Origin of the sequence: Rhodococcus sp. NPDC057297 (assembly GCF_042667435.1) — a bacterium.
Lineage (GTDB): Bacteria > Actinomycetota > Actinomycetes > Mycobacteriales > Mycobacteriaceae > Rhodococcoides.
The window spans coordinates 379,183-401,472 of record NZ_JBHUZE010000001.1; the positions used below are offsets into that span (position 1 = coordinate 379,183).

The window sequence follows — 22,290 nt, forward strand, 5'->3', positions numbered from 1 at the left end:
ATCGTCCGGCACGTTCCTGCCGGTGGAGGGATCTACTATTCATGGCTTCGATCACGTTCGACCGTGCCACCAGGCTTTTTCCCGGCTCCGACACTCCGGCGGTGGATGCGTTGGACCTGGAGATCGCCGACGGCGAATTCCTCGTCCTCGTCGGCCCGTCGGGCTGCGGTAAGTCCACGTCGCTCCGCATGCTCGCCGGCTTGGAGGAGGTGAACAGCGGCCGCATCCTCATCGGCGGCAGCGATGTCACTCACGCCGAGCCCAAGGATCGCGACATCGCGATGGTGTTCCAGAACTATGCGCTGTACCCGCACATGTCCGTCGCCGAGAACATGGGCTTCGCACTCAAACTCGCCAAGGCGAACAAGGACGAGATCCGCACCCGTGTCCTCGAAGCAGCCAAGCTTCTCGACCTGGAGGCGTACCTCGACCGCAAACCCAAAGCGCTGTCCGGCGGTCAGCGTCAGCGAGTTGCCATGGGGCGGGCCATCGTCCGTCAACCGCAGGTGTTTCTGATGGACGAGCCACTGTCCAACCTCGATGCCAAACTGCGGGTGCAGACGCGCACGCAGATCGCTCAGCTGCAGCGCAGGCTCGCGACGACCACCGTCTACGTCACCCACGATCAGGTCGAGGCAATGACCATGGGCGACCGGGTAGCGGTACTGAAAGGTGGTGTGTTGCAGCAGTGTGCATCACCTCGTGAGCTGTACCGCACACCGACCAACGTGTTCGTCGCCGGATTCATGGGCTCGCCGTCGATGAACCTGTTCCGGGTGCCCGTCACCGACGGTGGCGTGCGGATCGGTGAGCAGGTCATTCCGGTGTCGCGGGGCACACTGGCCGGCTCGACCGGAAGCGAAGTGGTGTTCGGCATCCGGCCCGAGCACGTCGAGATCGTGTCCTACGGGCTGAAGTTGGAGGTCGATGTCGTCGAAGAACTCGGCTCCGAGGCCTTCGTCTTCGGACGGGCCGACATCAACGGCACCACTCAGACGATCGTCGCCCGCGCGGACTGGCGTGATCCCCCGCAGAAAGGCGACGTGGTGGGCATCCGGTTCGACGAAGCGCATGCTCACGTGTTCGACGGCTCCGAGGCCGGGGTCCGGCTCAGCTGACCCTAGGGGAGTTCCGTACGGGTCACGTCGTCGCCGTCGGTCACCACGATCGTCGCCAGTGCCGTCCGCCCCGCCGGGTGGATACGCACGGTGACCGACCCTGCGTCCGCACCGTCCAAGCTGCACGCCACCGCGCGGCGCACCTCGTCGGCGACCCGACGAGGTTGGTCGGTCAGGCCACCGTCGTCGAGCAACTGCACGGTGACTCCGCGCTCGCGCGCGGACCGCGCTGCTGTCACCACCTCGGGTACGTCCAGTGCGCGGGCGCGAATGCTGTCTCGCAAAGTCGCTTCCACCAGCAGCGCCTCGGTGCGGGATGCGTCGTCCATGGGGTTGTCGGCGATGCGCCGTAGGACCGGCCGAACCAGGTCGTCGAGCCGGCGCAATTGATGCTCGCGTTCCTGTTCGGCCGCGTTCACGGCGGCGCGCTCCGCGAAGGTCGCAGCGCGTTCCCGGCGAAGCGAGTAGATCGACGCAGCCGCAGGGCGGACAGCGAAGGCGAAGAACGTCGCCATGATCATCACACCGGCACCCGTGACGAAAGTGGATGCTGCAGCGGCGAAATCAGGGGCGGCGGTCCAGTACACCGCGAACGCGGCCAGTTGGCCGGCCCACGCCCAGCGGATCCGGCCTCGAACGCACAGGAACGCGCACAGCGCCGCACCTCCACCGACGGTTGTGGTCACCGCCTGCGACTGTGTCGCCCCGGTGTCCACGACGCGAATCAGTACCGCGAACTGAGCGGACGGCACTGCCGCGACAGTCAATGCGGCCCACCTCGGAAACGGATCGCCTGGAACGGCGACGAGGAGCGTAGCGCCGACCGCGAGAAGCGCGATCACCAGGCACTTCTCGGCGACACCGTCGCCTCCCGGGCCCAGAATTGCTACCGCAGCCGCAGTCACGACCGACGCGGTGACGGCGTAGGCGCCCCTCGATTGCATGCCGATGATCGTCGACGCGTCGCCCCTCAGCGAGCTCACGGCGCCTCCCACGAGACGATCACCGTCGTGCCCGCACCCGGGAAACTTCGGATGTGCGACGATCCGCCCTCGAGCTGCGCCATCCGGCCGACGATGCTGACGTCGATTCCCAAACGGCCGGATCCTGTTGTCGAGGTGTCGAATCCCACGCCGCCGTCCTCGACGGTCACACGGACGAGGCCGGGACGTAGTTCGACGGTGATACGGCACTGTGCGGCAGGGCCTGCGTGCACGACGCTGTTGCGCACGGCCTCTGCCGACGCGCCCACCACCGCGGACGCAACAGCTCCCGGATACTGACTGCGACCGTCGTCGATGGTTGCTCCCACGGCGACACCGTGGTCGGCTCCCACCGTGGACAGCTGCGCGAAGATGCCGTCGGCCGACACCGTCGCGTCTCGGCCGGAATCGTCGACGACGCGGTCCAGCTCGGCCAACGCCGACCTCGCTTCCGCCACGAGCCTGCCGCCGGGATCGGCACGATCCGTCGCCAGCAGAGTGCTCAACACCTGGTCGTGGATCAGCGCATCGAACCGCGCTTTCTCGCGTTCACGTGCCTGGGCGGCCGCGGCTATCGCGGCACTGCGATCGAGCGATTGCTTGGTGGAATCGAGTATCGATCCGCTGCGCAAGGCCATGATCACCGCGGCGGTCAACAGCGCCGACAACCCGAACGACCACAGGCCGGCATAGACGATGCCGGCGGTCGACGCCCGGCCGCCGAACAACCCGATCTGGTCGACGGTGGCAATGGTCGAGGTTGCGACGAGCTGGACGGCGAACGCGATCCACGGTCTCCACGCAAGCGTTGCGCACAGGCCGGCGAGGCCGGCGAACGCCGACATCCACGTGCCCCGTGCAGACCCGTGCAGCACATCGCCGTTCCACGCGAAGAACCAAAGGCAGGCGGCGAGCAGGATTCCGAGGGCCGCCGAACCTGCCGCCGGACCGATACGGCGGGGACGAACCAGCGCCGCGACCAACAGTGCGACACCGGGAACGAAGATCAGCACCACTGCCAGCGGGGTCCACCACGTGGCGAGAATCCGAGAGCCCTCCGCAATTCCGGACAGCGACACGAAGAAATATCCGACGAAACCTACGCCGAGGAAGCGAGCGACCAGGATACGTAGGCGCTCGCCGGGTGAGAATTCACGGCTGTCCGTCTGCCTACGCCACGTCACGATGGGGTCAGATTACCGCCCGAGTTGCTTCGAACCGCGGCTGATCTCGGTTTCACCCCCGAGCCGAGCAGTGCGGCCGGCCCTGTCCCCCGCGCGACTGGCGCCGTGCGAGTACCCCGCGCCCGCACTTCGGCTCCGCCAGGTGCCGCGTGCAGTGGAGTTGGACGAGTAGTAGTCCTTCAGCTCGACTTCCTTGTTCCGCAGGACAAGAGCGGTACCCGCGTCCGGCTTCTCCTCGGACACTGCCTTGGACTCCGCCTCCTTCTTCACCGCGGCGAGGCGCTTGCCCACCCGCGTGGCGAAGGCAGTCTGGAAGTTCAACCGCGCCGTGACCGCAGCGACCACGACCGTCTCCTGGCGCTTGTAGCGTCGGCGACCGATCTTTTCCACCACCGTGCGTACCGCAGTCTCGTTCTTGTACTCGCCCGATTTGATGTAGGCGTCCGACGCCCGCACCATCTGGACGAGGAGGCTCGAATACAGCGCCTCGGTGGTGTCGATGTCGGACGCGAAACCGTAGGCGAACACCTGCGTCGACGACCGGGCGACGTCGCACGTCACGTCATTGGCCGCAGCGATCGAGACGAACAACTGGACGAACGTCTTGAGACCACGTTTGCCCGCTTCTCCGATGGGGACGACGCGCTGTGTCGGCGTCGCCTGCTTCTCACGCGAGGCGCTGTGCGAGCGGGCCACGGCCAGATCGATCGACGTCGACGTCGCCAGACGCTGTGCGGCCTCCATGAACGCGTCCGCCTCGTGCGGGTTGTCCGTCGACTCCGCCTGGCGGAGAAGCCCACCGATTCTGGTCAGCATCTTGTCCGAAGTCACCTGGGCGAGGCTACAACCACCCACCGACAGACCCGTCGGGTGAGGGTTGACCGATTCAGCTACGTCGGTAATGGCCCGCTGCGACCGAAATGTGTATAAGTTCCTATCGACATGTGCGTCGGGGGGAGCACATTCGCACATCAACTGTGCCGCCTCCCACACACACCACCGTGTACGAAGCAAGTGGAGAGAACTCATGGCGTCTTTGATCTCGAAGGTGGCGGTGCTCGCAACAGCGGCCTCGCTGCTGACGCTCACCGCGTGTTCCAGCGACAGCGGATCCAGTGATTCCGCGTCCGAGAACACCGACGGCCGCGGACCCATCACCTACGTCGAAGGCAAGGACACCACCGAAACCGGTGTCGTCCGTCAGATCATCGAAGAGTGGAACGCGGCCAACCCGGACGAGCAGGTCACCTTCAAGGAACAGTCCAACGACGCCGACCAGGCACACGACGACCTGGTCCAGCACCTGCAGGCAGAGCAGAGCGACTACGACGTCATGGCTCTCGACGTCATCTGGACGGCCGAGTTCGCCGCGAAGGGCTGGCTCGTGCCGCTCGAAGGCGAGTTCGCACTCGACAACGCCGGAATTCTCCCGTCGACGGTGGACAGCGCAACCTACAACGGCACCCAGTACGCAGCCCCGAAGAACACCAACGGCGGTCTGCTGTTCTACCGCACCGACCTCGTGCCCGCAGCCCCCACCACCTGGGACGAGTTGACGGCAAGCTGCACCGTCGCCGTGGAGAACAACATCGACTGCTACGCAGGACAGTTCGCGTCCTACGAGGGCCTGACGGTCAACGCGTCGGAGATCATCAACGCACACGGTGGATCGTTCGTCGCCGAGGACGGCAAGACCCCGACCGTCGACTCTCCCGAGGCCAAAGCGGGCCTGCAGGCACTCGTGACGGCGTTCCAGAACAACGTCATCCCCGCTCAGGACACCACGTTCAAGGAGCCGGAGAGCCAGCAGGCATTCGAGGACGGTAAGGCGCTCTACCTGCGTAACTGGCCGTACGTCTACGGCACAGCGGCCAAGGAAGGCTCTGCCGTCGCCGGAAAGTACGGTGTTGCACCACTTCCCGGCGTCACCGGCGTCGGAACCTCCACGCTCGGTGGATACAACGCAGCGATCAGCGCGTTCTCGCAGAACAAGGCCACGGCCGCCGACTTCCTTCGCTTCCTCCAGGGTGAGCAGGCTCAGCGCATCATCGCCGAGGGTGCACTGCCTCCGGTGCTCGCGTCGCTGTACGACGACCCGGCCCTCATCGCCGAGATGCCGTACCTCCCGGCCCTGAAGGAATCGATCGAAAACGCTGTCCCGCGTCCCGTCACGCCGTTCTACCCGGCAGTGTCGAAGGCCATCCAGGACAACACCGCTGCTGCGATCAAGGGTGAGAAGCAGGTCGACCAGGCCATCGCCGACATCCAGGCCGGCATCGAGTCCGCAGGCGCTAACTAAGCCTTCGGCTTTCGATTTCAGGAGAATTTCATGGCTCTACCTACTGGTGAATCCAGTGGGGCTGTAAACGTCGCCGCGGCCGGGGGATCATCCTCCGGCCGCGGCGGGAGCGCAGCCAGCGGAGTGACTCCATCAGGACGGCATGTGCGCACCGACAAGAAGAGGCGATTCGGACTGAGTGCCGGGCGCGCCTGGTTGCTCATCGCCCCGACTCTGGTGATTCTCGCAATCGTCATCGCCTATCCCGTAATTCGGGCCGTCGTCATGTCCTTCCAGAAGGACGCCGGTCTCGATCCCGCGACGGGAATGTTCGTCAAGGGCGGCAGTGCCGGATTCTCCAACTACACGCACTGGATCCTGCAGCAGTGCACGTCGGCGTCGGGCACGCTCGTTCCGTGCCCACCGGGCACCCTGGGCTCGCAGTTCTGGGGTGCGGTCGGCAACACGGCGTTCTTCACCGTCGTGACAGTGTCCATCGAGGTGGTCATCGGATTCGCGATGGCCGTCATCATGGGCAAGACGTTCGCCGGCCGCGCCTTGTTGCGTGCCGCCATTCTGATCCCGTGGGCGATTCCGACGGCGGTGACCGCCAAGCTCTGGTATTTCATCTTCAGTTACGACGGAATCGCCAACAAGCTTCTCGGCACACAGATCCTGTGGACGGGAGACGCGTGGCCCGCGCGGTTCGCGGTCATCATCGCCGACGTCTGGAAGACCACACCGTTCATGGCGCTGCTGATTCTCGCAGGCCTGCAGATGATTCCGTCCGATGTGTACGAGGCAGCGCGCGTCGACGGAGCGTCCGCGTGGCAGCGGTTCACCAAGATCACACTTCCGCTCGTCAAGCCGGCTCTGATGGTGGCGATTCTGTTCCGCACGATGGATGCGCTGCGCATGTACGACCTGCCCGCGATCCTCACCGAGGGCAACCCGGCGACGCGGACCATCTCGATCCTCGTGGTCGAGCAGATCCGGCAAGGGTTCAACGCAGCGGCGTCTCTGTCGACCATCTCGTTCATCATGATCTTCATCGTCGCGTTCGTGCTCGTGAAATTCCTCGGCGCGAACGCGGTTGCCACGCAGGAGAACCAACGAAAAGGCACGATCCGATGAAGACCGCACGTATCTACCTCGGCGTCGTGATCATCCTCGTGTGGGGGCTCGCGCCGTTCTACTGGATGGCCGTCACTGCGTTCCGCGACCCGCGGTACACGTTCGATACCACACCCTGGCCGACGCACGTGACCACCGAGAACTTCACCAACGCGCTCTCCACGAGCAACGGAAACAACTTCCTCCGTGCAGTCGCCAACAGCTTGATCATCGGCGGCGTCACCACGTTCATCGCGCTGGTGATCGGAATCTTCTGCGCATACGCACTGTCCCGCATCGACTTTCGATTCAAGTACATCGTCGTCGGCATCGTCCTGGGAGCATCGATGTTCCCCGTCGTCGCTCTGGTGACACCGCTGTTCCAGTTCTTCACGAACATCGGATGGATCGGCAGCTACCAGGCGATGATCATCCCCAACATCTCCTTCGTGCTGCCCCTGACCATCTACACACTGACGGCGTTCTTCGCCGAACTGCCCTGGGAACTGGAAGAAGCCGCACGCATCGACGGCGCCGGACGGTTCCAGGCATTCCGCCTTGTGATGCTTCCGTTGGCCGCGCCGGCACTCTTCACCACCGCAATCCTCGCTTTCATCGCCGCAGTCAACGAGTACCTACTGGCCAGCCAACTCTCCAGCGACAAAACCGAACCCGTCACCGTGGCCATCGCACGCTTCTCCGGCAACGACCCACACGTCGTGCCGTATGCGGCGATCATGGCAGCGGGAACCATCGTCGCCATCCCCCTCGTCGTCATGGTGCTGATCTTCCAGCGCCGCATCATCTCCGGTCTCACCGCCGGCGGCGTGAAGTCATGACCGCTCAGGACCACCTGCAGATCCTCGCCGGCATTCTCGGTTTCTTCGCACTGATGGCTTTCATCGCCGCAGTCGCGGGCATTCTCGGTGGAGATCCGCCCGTCTGGCCCTCCGTCGTTCTCCTCGGCCTCCTCGCCGCCCTGACCTACGTGGTGCGCAAAATCCGAGCCTGACGGGGGTCACTCCGCCGGCTTCGCTCCTGCCTGATCGGGTCACTCCGCCGGCTTCGCTCCTGCCTGATCGGGTCACTCCGCCGGCTTCGCTCCTGCCTGATCGGGTCACTCCGCCGGCTCCGCTCCTGCCTGATCGGGTCACTCCGCCGGCTCCGCTCCTGCCTTGAGCTCTGCCAGGGTCATGAAGATCGGCACGTCGTCGTCGAGGTCGATTTCCTTGCGCTGAAGGAATGCGTCGAGCAGTCCCCAGACCAGTGCCGTGAGTTGGTCGACGAAGTCGCCTGCGTCGAGTTCCGTGTCGTCCAACCAGAGGTCGGTGGCGGCCAGGAGAGCCCCGACGGCGGCGCGGCAGGCGTATTCGATGCCCGAGGTGTCGGCGTCGACCGAATCGAGAATCGTTTTCGCGACGGTGGCGAAGCGTGTCGCGATGTCACGTCCGATGTCGAGGGGCGGAGCGACTGCAGGATCCTCCGGTGTGGACCTGGACTGGGCGAGGAACCGGAAGACATTGGGGTGGCGTCCCACCACATCCGCGTAACCGGAGATCGCATGTCGTAGCGCGGACACCGGTGCGTCGAGCAGGAAGTTGAAGTCGGATACGGCGAGCGTGTAGACCTCGTCGGCCATGCGCTGTGCCACGGCGCTGTACAGATCTGCCTTGTCCGCGAACTGCCGGTACAGCCTCGGCTTGGTGGCACCTGCCTCTCGAGCGATGTCGTTCATGCTCGGGTTCGGTCCGTGCGCGTCGATGACCCTGAACGTTGCGTCGACGAACTCCTCACGTGCCCTGGTTCTACGGGCTTCGGGATCTCGCGAGGTAGGCATCTGGTCATTCTAGGTGTCGCCCCAGGTGGAGGCGGTCGTGTCTTGACACCTTCGCGGAGATTGTGGAGAGTTCACAGCAATGGCGTACCAGCGGTAACGTTAAACGTACTACCGGTACGGGACGGAGCGACGGGAACAGGCGGGGAGTGGGCATGACCATCGAGAAGGCGCGCGACCGAACACGCACCGTGCGCGTCGACGGTGCTGGGCTCTACGTGCAGGAATTCGGTAACCTCGACGGCCCGGTGCTGGTGCTGGTGCACGGGTGGCCGGATACCCATCACCTGTGGGACGCGGTGGTCCCGTTGCTGACCGACAAGTTCCACGTCGTCACGTACGACACGCGCGGTCATGGCGAATCCTTCGGTGACGGCACCGTCACGGAGATGAAGCTCGAACAGTTGGCCGCGGACTTCATGGCCGTCGTCGACGCAGTGGCGGGGTCGATTCCGGTGCACGTTCTCGCTCACGACTGGGGATCGGTGCAGGTGTGGGAGGCAATCTGCGAGCCGGGCGCCGACACCAGAATCGCGTCGTTCACCTCGATCTCGGGTCCGAGCCTCGACCACATGGGAATGTGGCTGCAGTCGACGCCGAAGAGCCCGAAGGCACTGTGGCAGAAACTGACCCAGCTGGTTTCAGGTGCCTACACGCTGTTCTTCATGTCGGGGCCGCTGTCGCGAACCTTCTTCCGCATATTCGGTAGGCGCTGGATCTGGTCGTTGCTGCTGCGCATCGTCGAACGCGTGGACAAGCGAAATCTCCATATCGCGCCGACGCTCAACCGAGACATGGTCGACGGGTTGCGCATCTACCGCGCCAACGTCCTCCAGAAGGTCCTGCGGCCGACGGAGCGGTACACACACGTCCCGGTCCACTTGCTGGTCACGCGACGAGACCCTGCCATCAGACCCGCATCGTTCGACGGCATCGAGCGGTGGGTGTCGCGGGTCAGCCGCACCGATGTCCGTTCCGGGCACTGGCTCCCCCTGAAGAACCCGGCTCTCGTCGCCGCCGAAACAACGAAGTTCGTGGAAAGGATCGATCGTGAACGAACACGACCCCGGTGAAGTGTCCTTGCAGGCACGTAACGTCGCCTTCGACTGGTCGGAGACTCCGTTGCACTGGATGCCGAAGGAGCCCATTGCCTCGCACAGTCTCAGCGCGTTGAATCTACTTCTCCCCGAGGGAGAGCGGTGGTTCTGCGCCACCTACACCGAAGCCCTCCCACTGATCGCCGACGCAAAACTGCGCGAGGACGTCCTCGGGTTCATCGGGCAAGAGGCCATGCATGCCGAGACGCACAATGTGGTGTTGTACGACTACCTCGACGCACACGGCGTCGATCCGAGGCCGTTCACGTCGCACTCCGAGTATTTGATGCGCAAGGTCCTCGGGCCTCGGCCCGCGCTGTCGGCGAGGGCTCAGAAGCAGCAGCTGGTGGGGCGAATCGCGATGATCGGCGCTATCGAGCATCTCACGGCTTTTCTCGGCGACTACGCGCTGAACTCGAAATGGGACGACTTCGACGGCGACCCAGCGATGGTGGACCTGTATCGCTGGCACGGCGCGGAGGAAGTGGAGCATCGCAACGTCGCCCACGACGTGGCAACGTATTTCGGCGTCGGGTACTTCCGGCGAAACTTGTCGATGCTCATCGCTTTCGTCGGCTTCATCGTGCTGATGCTGCGAGGCACGCGGTTCATCGTCCGTCAGGATCCGACGCTGACCGACCGGGGTTACCTCGTCCTGTGGCTGCAATGGCTGGGTGCGATGCGCAGAGGGTCACTCCCGTCGCTCGCCCAGATGACGAAAGGTGTTGCGCGGTATCTGAAACCGTCGTATACCCCGGAGGACGAGGGAGACACCGCCCAAGCTGTCGCCTATCTGGCGAAATCTCCCGCTGCCCGATCGGCACTGCCGTGAACGTCGAGCTTCCCGTGCCCACGACGATGCCCGGCGATCTCTACGGCCGTCACGAACGGGACCCGCTCCTGCGGGTGTTGGAACGGGTGATGAACGCGCACATGGGCACGATGCGTCTACTCCATCGCAAGGAGTTCGTGGGCGCGACGGACGATCGACGACTCGAGGTCGTCGTCTCCGAGCGTCGCATCGAGGCGTTCGACGAGAACGTCGTCAGCTTCGTTCTGTCGGCCGCACACGGCGGCGAACTGCCGTCCTGGCGCGCAGGAGCACACATCGACGTCGAGACGCCCTCGGGGAGGCTGCGTCAGTACTCTCTGTGCGGAGATCCCGCGGACAGCACCCGCTATCGCATTGCAGTGCGGCGTATTCCGGACGGTGGCGGCGGATCGATCGAGATGCACGACCTGGAGGTCGGCAGCAGATTGACCGTCCGAGGTCCGCGAAACGCGTTCGCATTCGCGGTTCCCGGTTTCGGATCACCGGCAGACAGTCTGCATTTCGTTGCGGGCGGGATCGGCATCACACCGATTCTCCCGATGATGAGGCTGGCCTACCGACTGGGCCTCGATTGGTCGATGGTCTACACGGGTAGAAGCCGAGAGTCGTTGCCGTTCCTGGGTGAACTCGACGAGTTCGGCGACGCGGTGACGCTTCGAACCGACGATGTCGACGGAATCCCGACGTCGGAGATGCTGCTGGAAGGATCGCGGCCGGGAGCGGCGATTTACGCGTGCGGACCGATGCCGATGATCGGCACACTGCAACGCGGAGTCGACCCGGAGTCGGAGTTTCACTTCGAAAGGTTCTCGGCGCCACCGATTGTGAACGGCGTCGAATTCGAGGTAGTCCTCGCTCGCACCGGCCAAAGAGTGACGGTCCCGGCGGATAAGTCGATCCTGGACGCGGTCATGCCGTTGCGCCCCGACGTCGCGTACTCCTGCCGTCAGGGTTTCTGCGGCACCTGCCGGGTTCCTGCAGCACACGCGCCCGACGGAATGCTGATCTGCACCGAACGCACCGACGGCGACGAAGTGACTCTCGCCTTGTGAGTGGAGCCTGCGGAGTGACCCGCAGACTACCGGGAGCGGAGCCTGCGGAGTGACCCGCAGACTACCGGGAGCGGAGCCTGCGGAGTGACCCGCAGACTCCGCTCCACTCACGTGAGGGCTAGGCGTCGATGATGAACGCTTCGAGCTGCTGGCGCGCGACGTCGTCGGCGAGCTGCTTGGGAGGGCTCTTCATCAGGTAGGCCGATGCCGGGATGACCGGTCCACCGATGCCGCGGTCGAGGGCGATCTTGGCGGCGCGGACGGCGTCGATGATGACACCCGCCGAGTTGGGCGAGTCCCATACTTCGAGCTTGTACTCGAGGTTCAACGGCACGTCACCGAATGCGCGGCCTTCGAGGCGGACGTACGCCCACTTGCGGTCGTCGAGCCAGCCGACGTGGTCGCTCGGTCCGATGTGGACGTCCTTGGTGTTGAACTCGCGCTGCAGGTTCGACGTGACGGCCTGGGTCTTGGAGATCTTCTTCGACTCGAGGCGGCTGCGCTCGAGCATGTTGAGGAAGTCCATGTTGCCGCCGACATTGAGCTGCATGGTGCGGTCGAGCTGAACTCCGCGGTCCTCGAACAGCTTTGCCATGACGCGGTGCGTGATGGTGGCACCGACCTGGCTCTTGATGTCGTCGCCGACGATGGGAACGCCTGCGTCGACGAACTTCTGGGCCCAGACCGGGTCGCTGGCGATGAACACGGGCAGAGCGTTGACGAACGCGACACCGGCATCGATAGCGGCCTGTGCGTAGAACTTGTCTGCCTCTTCGGATCCCACGGGGAGGTAGGACACGAGTACGTCGACCTTGGCGTCACGCAGTGCCTGCGCTACGTCCACCGCCTCGCCGTCGGCTTCGGTGATGGTCTCGCGGTAGTACTTTCCGAGCCCGTCGAGGGTCGGTCCGCGCAGAACCTGAACGTCCTTCGGCGGCACGTCGGCGATCTTGATGGTGTTGTTCTCGCTCGAGAAGATCGCGTCGGAGAGGTCGAATCCGACCTTCTTGGCGTCGACGTCGAACGCGGCGACGAATTCCACGTCGCGGACGTGGTACTTGCCGAACTTGACGTGCATGAGGCCGGGAACGGTGACGTTCTCGTCGGCGTCCTTGTAGTACTCGACGCCTTGGACGAGCGACGCGGCGCAGTTGCCCACACCCACGATGGCTACCCGGATGGCGTTGCCGTCCGAAGTGTTGGTGTTCTCACCCATGTTCGGGTTCTCCTTCTTTGTTCGTAACGCTTTTCGGGTTGGGCGTGGCGGTCGGGCCCGCCTGCTCGGCAGCGATCACTTCGTTGAGCCAGCGGACTTCTCGTTCGCTGGATTCGAGACCGAGCTGATGTAACTGACGGGTGTAGCGGTCGAGCGTCCCGCTGGCTCGATCCACCGCTTCGCGGAGCCCTTCTCTGCGCTCCTCGACCTGACGACGTCTGCCTTCGAGGATGCGCAACCGCGCTTCCGCCGGTGTCCGGCTGAAGAAGGCGAGATGCACGCCGAAACCGTCGTCCGTGTAGTTCTGCGGTCCCGTGTCCGCAACGAGCTCGGCGAATCTCTGTTTGCCCTTGGGTGTGAGCTCGTAGACCCGCCGTGCTCGCCGCTTAACGAGTGTGTCCGGACCGTCGTTCTCGGCGATCAGCCCGTCCGCCTGTAGGCGGCGCAGGGCCGGGTAGAGCGATCCGTAGGAGAACGCTCTGAATGCTCCGAGGAGTCCGGTCAGTCGTTTACGCAGCTCGTATCCGTGCATCGGGGATTGAAGTAGCAGACCGAGAATTGCCAGCTCGAGCATGCCTACCTCTCCCCTCGACGTGAATCGTGCACCTGATGCGGTTCCCGAGCATATACGCAAAATGTATCGGCTCGATATATGTACATACATCGAGACAAGTCACAATGTAAGGACATGAATCGAACCAGAGACCTGCCGACGCAGGTGCACGAGGTCAGCCCGAGTACGGCGAGACGCGCACGATGTTGCCCGCGAGATCCGACACGATCCGGCCACCGCGACGGTCGGCGTCGTACGCCGTCACTGCAATCTGCGGAACGCCGTCGTCGGTGTCGATGGTCACCCAGTCGGCAACCGCGTCGGGAACGCCGACGGCTGCCGGTGCTCCGGCGATCAGACCGGCCACGACGGCGGAATCGACGAGAGCCCAATCGAACGGAATCTCCGACGGATCCAGCAGGTCGGTGGTGCGATACACCTCGAAACCGCCCGCGACGAAGACGCGTTCCCGACGCCCGTCGGCCGAGACTCGGTAGACGTCCGCGCGGTTGTCGTCGTCGACCTGAATGCTCAACTCCAGGACCTCGGTTGTTCCGAAGCGTTCGATGTACCGTGTGCGGAAATCGTCGAGACCCGCGGGGGTGTCGAAGACGAACGGCTGGGCGACGATCGGCGTCACATCCGCCGGCAGCGGCATCGACAGTTGCGGGGTCGGTGACGCCGTCGCCTCCTGTTGCGCCACAACGGGTTCCTCGCCGGAGTCTCGGGTCGCGAAGAACAGTGCCAACCCGGCGGCGATGATCACGACGGATCCGAGAGCGAGAAACACCCGGGGTTTCGGCGCGGACCGTCGGGCAACGGGCTCGGGCAGATCGACGTCGAGTTGCAGATCGCTGACCAGACGATGCAGTTCGTCCAACGTCACCGCATTACGTGCCCGTTCACTCCGCAGACGATGCTCACCGAAGGACAGCTGACCGTCGGCGTAGGCCGTGTCGAGCGCCGACGCGGTGAGCGCGCGGTCGATGTCGCGTGCGCGGAACGCGGTGGAACGATATTTCGCAGCCATGAGAGTCCTACTTCCCGAACTGGAACGGGGTCACGTACAAGAAGTTGCCGGCCGGATCGACCGACATGGTGCCGCTTTCCTCGTCGGTGTTGTCTGCGCTGATCAACACCTCGGGACCGTCGGACTGACCTCGCATCTGGATGTTGAGGCCGTCGATTCTGGACAGATTCAGGCTCGCCGCAGCTCCGGCCACGACGGCAGCCAACTTCGGTAGGTCGACCGTCGCGAGATCGATCTGCTGCTGATCGGCGCTCCTGGACGTCGACCAGTCCTCGTCGAATTCGAGCACACCGTCGCGGAAGTCGTAGGTGATCTGCTTCTGCGGCGCCCCGGGCGCAGGCATCCTGAGAATCGCGTAGGAGTCGTACAGACCGAGACTGTCGACGACGGTGGTGCCCGTCTGTGCCTGCAGCGCGGCAGCGATATCCGCCACGATGGCGGGGTTCTGGTAGCCCATCTCACCGTAGGTGTCGACGGGGTCGCCCGCCGCGGCGCACGACCTGACACCGAACGTGATCGCGACGGCCGCTGCCACCAGTGGAATCGCAACCGCGAAGAACCCCAGGCGCGACGACCGCGCCGTGCGAACCGGATGTGCCAGCTCGATCGAGTCGGCCATGAGAGGAAGGTCGGTCTCGTTCTGCAGGTCCTCGATGAGCGAGTGCAGATCCGCGAGCGTCTCCGCTTCCATCGCCAGGTCGACGCGCGCCGCGTGCTCCTCCTCGGACAATTGACCGTCGGCCCGTGCATCGTCGAGAGTGGCGCACGCCTGAGTTCGGTCGGTATCTCTCGCCCGGGTGGAGGGCGGAAGTCGCGTCGGCACAGGTGGAGCATAGTTTCGGGTCCCCGAATTGCCCAGATGCGGCGACACCGGCGCCCACCCGTCGGCGGCCGCACGTACTCTGGTTCTCGTGCGACTTCAGCGACAGGTGGTGGACTACGCCCTTCAGCGACGGTCGCTGCTTGCCGAGGTGTACTCGGGCAGGACAGGAGTGAGCGCCGTATGCGACGCCGATCCCTATCTGCTCCGGGCCGCCAAGTTCCACGGCCGTGGCAGCGACGTCGTCTGCCCGATCTGCAGGAAGGAACAGCTCACCCACGTCTCCTGGGTGTTCGGCGAGAAGCTGGGCCCACTGTCCGGGTCCGCTCGCACCGCGGACGAGCTGGTACGCCTCGCCGCGACACAGGAGGAGTTCTCCGTCCACGTAGTGGAGGTCTGCAGATCCTGCAGCTGGAACCACCTCGTGCAGTCCTATGTCCTCGGCGCCGTGCCCGCGCCCAAGCAACCGAGACGGTCCCGGTCCAATTCTCGCGGACCTGGCCGTCGAACAGCGAGCGAGTGACACAATCGCATGCGCTGACCGACCCCGGTCTTCCATGTGAGTAGTGCCCGCCCAAGACCACTGGAGTTCTGTACGTGAGTTCCCCCTACGACAACACCCCCGGCGGTAGCTCCGGAGATCGTGACCCGTCCAGGCGCCCGCCGAACGTGCCCCCCGGCACCTCTGGCCGACCGCCGGGCCCACGTCCCCCGATGCCACCTCCCGGGCGTCGTCCGGCTGGACCTCCACCCGGCGTCAGGCGCGACGCGCAGGGGCGTCCTCTCGGACCGCCCGCGGGTCCACCGCCGGGGCCCCCGCCCATGCGTCGTGACGCCCAGGGCCGCCCGATTCCCCCGAATCCCCGCCCCCCGAATCCCCACCCCCCGGCACGCGACGCCCAAGGGCGTCCTCTGCAGAACCCGCCTCCGGGTCGTCCTCCGCTGCCGAATCCACGGCAGGATGTCCGACGCCCCGCCGCCGGGCCGCCGCCTCCCGTTCCACCATCCAATCTTCCGCCGACCGGACCTCCGGACGACGATGTTCCACGCTCTTCGGGCAACGAACCGCCCGAACCGCCCGAGAGAGGTTCCGCCGCGAAAACGAAGAAGAAGTCCAAGTGGCGCACAGTTCGACGGACCTTGTACGTGCTGGTGGCGTTGGGTCTGATCGTTCCGATCCTCACCTTCATGGTGGCGTACACCGTCGAGGACGTCCCGCGTCCCGGTGACATCAAGACCAATCAGGTGGCGACGATTCTCGCCTCCGACGGCACCACCGAGCTGGGCCGGGTCGTCCCACCCGAAGGCAACCGGACCGACGTCACGATCGACCAGATCCCGCTGCACGTGCGCAACGCCGTGCTGTCGGCGGAGGATCGTGACTTCTACTCCAACCCCGGCTTCTCGATCACCGGCTTCGGCCGCGCGTTGCGCGACAACGTGCTGGGCCGTGACAGCGCCGGTGGCGGCTCGACCATCACTCAGCAGTACGTGAAGAACGCCCTCGTCGGATCCGAGCGCACTCTGACCCGAAAGATGCGTGAGCTCGTCATCTCCTCGAAGATGGCTCGCCAATGGTCCAAGGACGACATCCTGGCCGCGTACTTGAACACGATCTACTTCGGCCGCGGTGCGTACGGCATCGCGGCAGCGTCGACGGCATACTTCGGCAAGCCGGTCGACCAGCTGACGATCGAGGAAGGCGCGGTCCTCGCCGCGACGATTCAGCAGCCCTCCGGCCTGGACCCCGAGTTCAATCCCGAGGGTGCCCAGTCGCGATGGGACTACGTGCTCGACGGGATGGTCAGCCAGGGCAACATCGATCAGGCTCAGCGCGCAGCCATGGTCTATCCGCCGTGGATCCCCAGCTCGGCTGCATCGAACGACGACACCGACAGCGGCCCCAACGGACTCATCAAGGCGCAGGTTCTCCGCGAACTGTCCGCCGCGGGAGTCAGTGAGCAGGACCTGAACACCGAAGGCCTGCAGATCACCACGACGATCGACCCGGCCGCGCAAGCCGCCGCCATCGACGCGGTGAACAGCAACCTCGAAGGAGAGCCGGGCGACCTGCGCACAGCGTCGGTGTCCATCGACCCCAGAACCGGGGCGGTCAAGTCGTACTACGGCGGCGCCGACGGCCGTGGATTCGACTTCGCGCAGTCCGGTCTGCAGACGGGCTCGTCTTTCAAGGTGTTCGGTCTCGCCGCGGCACTCGACCAGGGCATCCCGTTGTCGCAGATGTACGACAGCTCTCCGCTGACGGTCAACGGCATCTCCATCGGCAACGTCGAAGGTGAGTCCTGCGGAACGTGCACCATCGCGGAGGCGCTCAAACGATCGTTGAACACGAGCTTCTATCGCATGCAGCTCGCCATGGACAACGGCCCGCAGTCCATCGCGGACATGGCCCACAAACTGGGTGTCGCCGAGGAAATTCCGGGCGTCGGACCCACATTGACCGAAGGCGACGGCGTCGGCCCGAACAACGGAATCGTCCTCGGTCAGTACCAGTCACGTGTCATCGACATGGCCTCCGCCTACGCCACCCTCGCCGCATCGGGCATCTACCACGCACCGCACTTCGTGCAACGCGTCGTGACGGCAGACGGCACCGTCCTTCTCGACCGAGGTGCCGAGCCCGGCCAGCAGGTCGTCCCCGCTGCTGTGGCGGACAACGTCACCGCCGCAATGCGTCCCATTGCCGGTTACTCCAACGGGCACAACCTCGCCGGAGGACGCCAGTCCGCAGCGAAGACGGGCACGGCGCAGCTCGGAGACACCGGCGAGAACAAGGATGCCTGGATGGTGGGCTACACCCCGTCGCTGTCCACCGCGGTGTGGGTCGGTACCGAGCAGGGGCTGCCGCTGCAGAACAGCTACGGCGGCTCGATCTACGGCTCCGGAATTCCGTCGGACATCTGGAAAGACACGATGGACGGGACCCTCGAAGGAACGACCAACGAGACGTTCCCGACGCCTGAGCCCATCGCGGGACAGGCAGGCGTGCCGCAGTATTCGGCGCCGGCCGCGCCGACGACCGTCGCTCCGACGTCCGAGGCTCCGCCCATCACACTGCCGATCCCGACGGAGATTTCTCCGCCGGTGGTGATCACCCCACGCCAGGTGGAAATCCTGCCCGGTGTGACCATCCCGCTACCCGGACTGGCGCCTGCTCCGACGCCGGAGACTCCTGCCGAACCGGAGGCTCCAGCGCAGGAACCCGAACCGGCCCCGGGCCGGTAACCTGTCCGGAGTGAGCGACAGCAACCCCGGCACCCCCGTCGAACGCAGGGTTGCAAGTCCGGGACCGCTCGCGCCGGATCTTCGCTCGAACAGTGCCCGGGATCTACCCGCCACGTCGGACCCGATGGCGGCCGAACTCACGGCCGCCATCGGAGGCCCCGCCGGTCGGCACGCGCTGATCGGCAGGCAACGCTTCCTCACCCCGCTGCGGGTTCTGTTGCTGCTCGCCGTCGTGTTTCTCGCGTTCGGCTGGTTCGCGAAGGCGGGCTGTATTCAACAGGCTCCCAACGGTCCCGACGGAGAACTCGGGCTCGACTGGAGCGGCAGCCGTCAGTACGTGGCCATGTGCTACTCCGACACCGTGCCGTTGTTCGGAGCCGAACGTCTCGACGAGGGCGCCTTCCCGTACAAGAAGTCCTGGGAAGAAGTAGCTGCCGACGGCACGACCCAGATCCGCTACATGGAGTACCCGGTGCTGTCCGGGCTGTACCAGTACGGGTCGATGGTCGTGGCCGACGCATGGAGTGCGGTGTCCTGGTTGCCGCAGGCGCTCCCGGTCGCCGTCTACTTCAACGTCGTCGTCATCGGCTTGGCCATCGCCTGGCTGGTGACAGTGTGGGCCACCGCCATATCCGCCGGACGAAGAATATGGGACGCCGCCCTCGTCGCCGCGTCGCCCCTCGTCGTGGTCCACGGCTTCACCAATTTCGACGCTCTCGCAACCGCTTTCGCCGCGGGCGCGCTCCTCGCCTGGGGTCGCAAGAAACCGATCCTCGCAGGTGTTCTGCTGGGGCTCGGCGGCGCCGCCAAGCTGTATCCCCTCCTGCTACTCGGACCGCTCCTCGTGCTGTGCTGGCGCGCCGGAAAGATGAGGGAATGGGGACAAGCCACCTGCGCGGCCGTCGCAGCCTGGCTCGTCGTCAATCTTCCCATCGCACTGCTCTATCCGAGCGGATGGTACGAGTTCTTCCGCCTCAACTCCGCCCGCGGCGCCGACCCCGACTCGATCTACAACGTCATCACGTCCTTCACCGGCTGGGGCGGCTTCGACGGCACCCTCTACCCCGGCGACAAACCGTTGGTACTCAACGCCGTCACCCTCGGACTCTTCGCAATCGTCTGCGTCGCAATCGCCTACATCGCAGTCAACGCCCCCATGCGCCCCAGGTTGGCGCAGCTCTGCTTTCTCGTCGTCGCGGGATTCCTTCTGACCAACAAGGTCTGGAGCCCCCAATACTCGCTGTGGCTCGTACCGCTCGCGGTCCTCGCACTGCCGCACCGCCGACTGCTCCTCGCCTGGATGACCGTCGACGCCCTCATCTGGTTCCCTCGTATGTACTACTACCTCGGCATCGGCAACAAAGGCGTGCCCGAGCAATGGTTCACCGCCGCAATCGTTCTCCGCGACATCGCCGTCATCGGCCTCTGCGCACTCGTTGTCCGGCAGATCTACCGACCCCAGGAAGACCTCATCCGTCGCAACGGCACCGACGACCCCATCGGCGGCGTCCTCGACCACACCCGCGACGTCCACCGCGTCTCGACCGGTACCCCTGCATCCCGGGGTGGCGGCTCCGGTTCCGGCCTGGGCCCCATTTCCTGACCGAACGTGGGGTTCGGTCAGTCAGACTGACTGAAGTCCGCTTTCGCTCCGACCCGGTTGCCGTCCGGGCGGGGCTGCGTCCTGGCGCCCCGACCGGGAGGGTCGGGGCGCGGCGGGGCGAGGTTGTCAGGGCCGGATGTAGGGCCCGAGTTGAGGGACGGCTTCGCCGGCGTGTTTGGCGTTGATGCCTTCGCCGATGGCCTGGAGTTTCCAGTTGCCTCCGTCGCGGTAGACCTTGGCCATGACCAGGCCGGTGAACGGCATGCCGCCTTGCAGGGTGAAGCGCGCGAGTTCGGCGTTGTTGGTGTCGTCGACGAGTCGGCAGAAGGCGTTCTGGATCTGCTCGAAGGTCTGCCCTCGGTAGGAGGTCACCGTGAAGACGATGGCCGTGACCTGCGGGGGTACGCGGGTGAGGTCGACGTTCACGACCTCGTCGTCGCCTTCCCCTTCGCCGGTGAGGTTGTCGCCCTGGTGCAGGATGGATCCGTCCTTGGCGCGGAGTTGACCGTAGTAGACGACGTCGGCGACGTTGTTCCCGGCGAACATGATGGCCGATGCGTCGAGGTCGATGTTCCCGCCTTTGCCGCCCCCGCCGAAGAAGCTGGTCTTCTTCGGTGCCTGGACAGGGTCCCAGCCGAGTCCCATGCGGATGATGGTCAGGGCGACTCCGCCGTCCTTCTTCAGCGTGACCTTCTGGCCTTTGCTGAGGCTGACGGGGCGTGCTTTCGTGAGGCTGACCTCGGGTGGACCTGCCGGCGCGGCGGGTGGCGGCGGCACGGGCGGCGCTGCCGGAGCGGGTGTCGGCGTGGGAGCTGGTGTTGCGGCTGGAGGCGGTGTCGGAGCTGCGGGGGCAGCCGGTGCATCGTCGACGGATACACCGTGGTCGGTTACCAGGGCCGCGAATCCGCCGGCATACCCCTGCCCGACGGCGCGGACCTTCCATGCTCCGGCGCGACGGTAGATCTCGACTGCGATGACGATGGACTCGCTGCTCAGGCCGTCGATGGTGTAGTGGTAGAGGGGATTTCCCTGACCGTCGCTCACGTACGCTGCCGGGGGTGCGGACCGGCCGAAGTTGGACGATGCATCCTCGAGCGTGATGACCGCGCGAATCTGCTCGATGTCCGCCGGAATCTGCGCGAGCGACACGGCGAGCTGTGCCGGTTGCCCGGCTTGGCCGGAGACCAGCCGAACGCCAGGTCCGGTCGGCTGGTTGAAGAAGACGAAGTCTGCGTCGGTTCGCACCTTTCCGTCCGCCGTCACCAACAGGGCGGACAGATCGGCGGGCGCGGACAGTTGCACAGAGACGAGAACATCGGCTGCTGTGATCGGGCCGTTCTGACCCTTTGCCAAGGGTTGGCCGGGAGCAGACATGAAAGAAGTCCTTCGGTCGGATGCGGATGCTGCACACCAATGTACTGGGTGGATTTGTCCGGATGGGGCTACTGCGTCCGGACGCTGAACAGGTCGCCGGGCGTGCACCCGAGCGCGGCGCACACCGCCGTCAGTGTGCTGAACCGAATTGCTTTGGCTCGGTCGTTCTTCAGCACCGACAGGTTCACGACGCTGACGCCCGCGACACGGGAGAGCTCGGCCAAGGTCATTCCGCGGGCGTCGAGTATCTCTCCGAGATGGCAGGTGATCAGGTGTTCGGTGGGCTCACCCATCAGACCAATCCCTCGGTGTCCTCGACGAGCCTCGTGCCCTGTTGGATTGCTGCGTAGACGAATTGAAGGAATGCGGCGACCGCAATCGCGATCCAGACTCCGTCGAAGCTGGCCGCGGTGTCCAGTACATCGGTCAGCTCGAGCGATCCCAGGACGGAGTTGGTCCCCATCTGCCGCAGCATTCCGGTGAGGAACGGGTAGAGCATCAGAACGACGGCCACCACCGTCAGGTCAACTGTCGCGCCCTTCCCGAAGGCCCGGCCGTCGATCACTCGGTCGCAGAACCGATACAGGAACGTCATCCCCACCAGCAACAGAACCAGTCCGACGACTATCTCGGAGTATCGGAAGAAATCGATCATTCCCATCAGGCGTTGCACGTCGGACTTGGCGAAGGCCAGCTCGACCACGTTTCCGGGCTGGAGCTCACCGCCGTAGAGGCCGACGACGGGAGTGTCGACGACGGGCTCGACCGAGACCCGAATGTAGGACGACAGCCCGTACTCGAACAGCCTCCACGCCGACCAGCCGACGGCGATCAGGGCATAGATTGCCATCACTATCCGGTTCGATCGTCGCGATCCCAGTGACGAGCCCATGACAACTCCATATCGATAGTCGATAACAACGAATATCGATATAGTATCGAGAATCGTTATGGTGT

At 65.0% G+C, this 22,290-nt stretch carries 22 protein-coding genes; 11 read left to right on the forward strand and 11 right to left on the reverse strand.

Annotation, left to right across the window (positions count from 1 at the left end):
• Window positions 1–41: 41 nt before the first annotated feature.
• Window positions 42–1,118: an ABC transporter ATP-binding protein gene (locus ACFULT_RS01710; RefSeq protein ID WP_037109841.1), complete on the forward strand. Its 1,077-nt coding sequence runs from the start codon at window positions 42–44 to the stop codon at window positions 1,116–1,118.
• Between the two features lie 2 nt (window positions 1,119–1,120).
• Here the strand turns inward: ACFULT_RS01710 and ACFULT_RS01715 are convergent, their stop codons facing one another.
• The 3 genes from ACFULT_RS01715 to ACFULT_RS01725 are packed head-to-tail and all read right to left on the reverse strand — an operon-like array spanning window position 1,121 to window position 4,116.
• Window positions 1,121–2,101 carry a hypothetical protein gene (locus ACFULT_RS01715; RefSeq protein WP_052059263.1) on the reverse strand — a complete coding sequence of 327 codons (981 nt, stop codon included), beginning with the start codon at window positions 2,099–2,101 and terminating at the stop codon, window positions 1,121–1,123.
• Window positions 2,098–3,285, reverse strand: a complete 1,188-nt coding sequence (locus ACFULT_RS01720) for a sensor histidine kinase (RefSeq protein ID WP_378480450.1) — start codon at window positions 3,283–3,285, stop codon at window positions 2,098–2,100. The genes ACFULT_RS01715 and ACFULT_RS01720 overlap by 4 nt, the downstream gene beginning before the upstream one ends.
• A 12-nt stretch (window positions 3,286–3,297) precedes the next feature.
• Window positions 3,298–4,116: a DUF2786 domain-containing protein gene (locus ACFULT_RS01725; protein WP_037109835.1), complete on the reverse strand. Its 819-nt coding sequence runs from the start codon at window positions 4,114–4,116 to the stop codon at window positions 3,298–3,300.
• 196 nt (window positions 4,117–4,312) lie between these two features.
• Here ACFULT_RS01725 and ACFULT_RS01730 point away from each other — a divergent pair, with 196 nt between their 5' ends.
• Genes ACFULT_RS01730 through ACFULT_RS01745 form a run of 4 tightly spaced genes read left to right on the forward strand, consistent with a single transcriptional unit; the run spans window position 4,313 to window position 7,688 of the window.
• Window positions 4,313–5,584, forward strand: a complete 1,272-nt coding sequence (locus ACFULT_RS01730; protein ID WP_019665128.1) for an ABC transporter substrate-binding protein — start codon at window positions 4,313–4,315, stop codon at window positions 5,582–5,584.
• Window positions 5,585–5,614: 30 nt separating this feature from the next.
• On the forward strand, window positions 5,615–6,697 hold the full coding sequence (locus ACFULT_RS01735) for a carbohydrate ABC transporter permease (RefSeq protein ID WP_378480451.1): 1,083 nt from the start codon (window positions 5,615–5,617) through the stop codon (window positions 6,695–6,697).
• Window positions 6,694–7,515 carry a carbohydrate ABC transporter permease gene (locus tag ACFULT_RS01740; RefSeq protein WP_037109830.1) on the forward strand — a complete coding sequence of 274 codons (822 nt, stop codon included), beginning with the start codon at window positions 6,694–6,696 and terminating at the stop codon, window positions 7,513–7,515. Before ACFULT_RS01735 ends, ACFULT_RS01740 begins: the two co-directional genes overlap by 4 nt.
• Window positions 7,512–7,688, forward strand: coding sequence for a hypothetical protein (locus ACFULT_RS01745; protein WP_170945197.1), 177 nt, complete (start codon window positions 7,512–7,514; stop codon window positions 7,686–7,688). Before ACFULT_RS01740 ends, ACFULT_RS01745 begins: the two co-directional genes overlap by 4 nt.
• 138 nt (window positions 7,689–7,826) lie before the next feature.
• Here ACFULT_RS01745 and ACFULT_RS01750 read toward each other — a convergent pair whose 3' ends face one another.
• Complete coding sequence (locus ACFULT_RS01750) at window positions 7,827–8,513, reverse strand: TetR family transcriptional regulator (protein WP_378480452.1); 687 nt, start codon at window positions 8,511–8,513, stop codon at window positions 7,827–7,829.
• Between the two features lie 152 nt (window positions 8,514–8,665).
• On the opposite strand from ACFULT_RS01750, the gene ACFULT_RS01755 reads away from it, so the two are divergent.
• Genes ACFULT_RS01755 through ACFULT_RS01765 form a run of 3 tightly spaced genes read left to right on the forward strand, consistent with a single transcriptional unit; the run spans window position 8,666 to window position 11,491 of the window.
• Window positions 8,666–9,583, forward strand: coding sequence for an alpha/beta fold hydrolase (locus ACFULT_RS01755; protein WP_378480453.1), 918 nt, complete (start codon window positions 8,666–8,668; stop codon window positions 9,581–9,583).
• A complete protein-coding gene (locus tag ACFULT_RS01760; protein WP_378480454.1) occupies window positions 9,561–10,439 on the forward strand; it encodes a metal-dependent hydrolase in 879 nt (292 codons plus the stop codon). The genes ACFULT_RS01755 and ACFULT_RS01760 overlap by 23 nt, the downstream gene beginning before the upstream one ends.
• Window positions 10,436–11,491 carry a PDR/VanB family oxidoreductase gene (locus tag ACFULT_RS01765; protein ID WP_378480455.1) on the forward strand — a complete coding sequence of 352 codons (1,056 nt, stop codon included), beginning with the start codon at window positions 10,436–10,438 and terminating at the stop codon, window positions 11,489–11,491. The genes ACFULT_RS01760 and ACFULT_RS01765 overlap by 4 nt, the downstream gene beginning before the upstream one ends.
• Before the next feature lie 118 nt (window positions 11,492–11,609).
• Here the strand turns inward: ACFULT_RS01765 and ACFULT_RS01770 are convergent, their stop codons facing one another.
• The 4 genes from ACFULT_RS01770 to ACFULT_RS01785 form a co-directional block, all read right to left on the reverse strand.
• Window positions 11,610–12,707, reverse strand: a complete 1,098-nt coding sequence (locus tag ACFULT_RS01770) for an inositol-3-phosphate synthase (RefSeq protein ID WP_037109820.1) — start codon at window positions 12,705–12,707, stop codon at window positions 11,610–11,612.
• Window positions 12,700–13,281: a PadR family transcriptional regulator gene (locus ACFULT_RS01775; protein WP_019665137.1), complete on the reverse strand. Its 582-nt coding sequence runs from the start codon at window positions 13,279–13,281 to the stop codon at window positions 12,700–12,702. The genes ACFULT_RS01770 and ACFULT_RS01775 overlap by 8 nt, the downstream gene beginning before the upstream one ends.
• A gap of 154 nt (window positions 13,282–13,435) precedes the next feature.
• Window positions 13,436–14,290 carry a DUF1707 domain-containing protein gene (locus ACFULT_RS01780; protein ID WP_037109817.1) on the reverse strand — a complete coding sequence of 285 codons (855 nt, stop codon included), beginning with the start codon at window positions 14,288–14,290 and terminating at the stop codon, window positions 13,436–13,438.
• Window positions 14,291–14,297: 7 nt separating this feature from the next.
• Window positions 14,298–15,113: a DUF1707 domain-containing protein gene (locus ACFULT_RS01785; protein ID WP_080732961.1), complete on the reverse strand. Its 816-nt coding sequence runs from the start codon at window positions 15,111–15,113 to the stop codon at window positions 14,298–14,300.
• Window positions 15,114–15,201: 88 nt separating this feature from the next.
• Between ACFULT_RS01785 and ACFULT_RS01790 the strand changes: the two genes are divergently transcribed.
• From ACFULT_RS01790 to ACFULT_RS01800, 3 genes are all read left to right on the forward strand, one after another.
• Window positions 15,202–15,633 carry a DUF5318 domain-containing protein gene (locus ACFULT_RS01790; protein ID WP_026347800.1) on the forward strand — a complete coding sequence of 144 codons (432 nt, stop codon included), beginning with the start codon at window positions 15,202–15,204 and terminating at the stop codon, window positions 15,631–15,633.
• A gap of 299 nt (window positions 15,634–15,932) precedes the next feature.
• A complete protein-coding gene (locus tag ACFULT_RS01795; RefSeq protein WP_378480456.1) occupies window positions 15,933–18,356 on the forward strand; it encodes a transglycosylase domain-containing protein in 2,424 nt (807 codons plus the stop codon).
• A gap of 10 nt (window positions 18,357–18,366) precedes the next feature.
• Window positions 18,367–19,959 carry a glycosyltransferase family 87 protein gene (locus ACFULT_RS01800; RefSeq protein WP_371828929.1) on the forward strand — a complete coding sequence of 531 codons (1,593 nt, stop codon included), beginning with the start codon at window positions 18,367–18,369 and terminating at the stop codon, window positions 19,957–19,959.
• Between the two features lie 126 nt (window positions 19,960–20,085).
• Here ACFULT_RS01800 and ACFULT_RS01805 read toward each other — a convergent pair whose 3' ends face one another.
• The 3 genes from ACFULT_RS01805 to ACFULT_RS01815 form a co-directional block, all read right to left on the reverse strand.
• Window positions 20,086–21,333, reverse strand: coding sequence for a TerD family protein (locus ACFULT_RS01805; protein WP_378480457.1), 1,248 nt, complete (start codon window positions 21,331–21,333; stop codon window positions 20,086–20,088).
• Between the two features lie 68 nt (window positions 21,334–21,401).
• Window positions 21,402–21,626 (reverse strand): helix-turn-helix transcriptional regulator, encoded by a 225-nt coding sequence (locus ACFULT_RS01810; RefSeq protein ID WP_037109810.1) that lies wholly within the window; start codon window positions 21,624–21,626, stop codon window positions 21,402–21,404.
• Window positions 21,626–22,183 carry a hypothetical protein gene (locus tag ACFULT_RS01815; protein WP_037140968.1) on the reverse strand — a complete coding sequence of 186 codons (558 nt, stop codon included), beginning with the start codon at window positions 22,181–22,183 and terminating at the stop codon, window positions 21,626–21,628. Before ACFULT_RS01815 ends, ACFULT_RS01810 begins: the two co-directional genes overlap by 1 nt.
• Window positions 22,184–22,290: the final 107 nt, after the last annotated feature.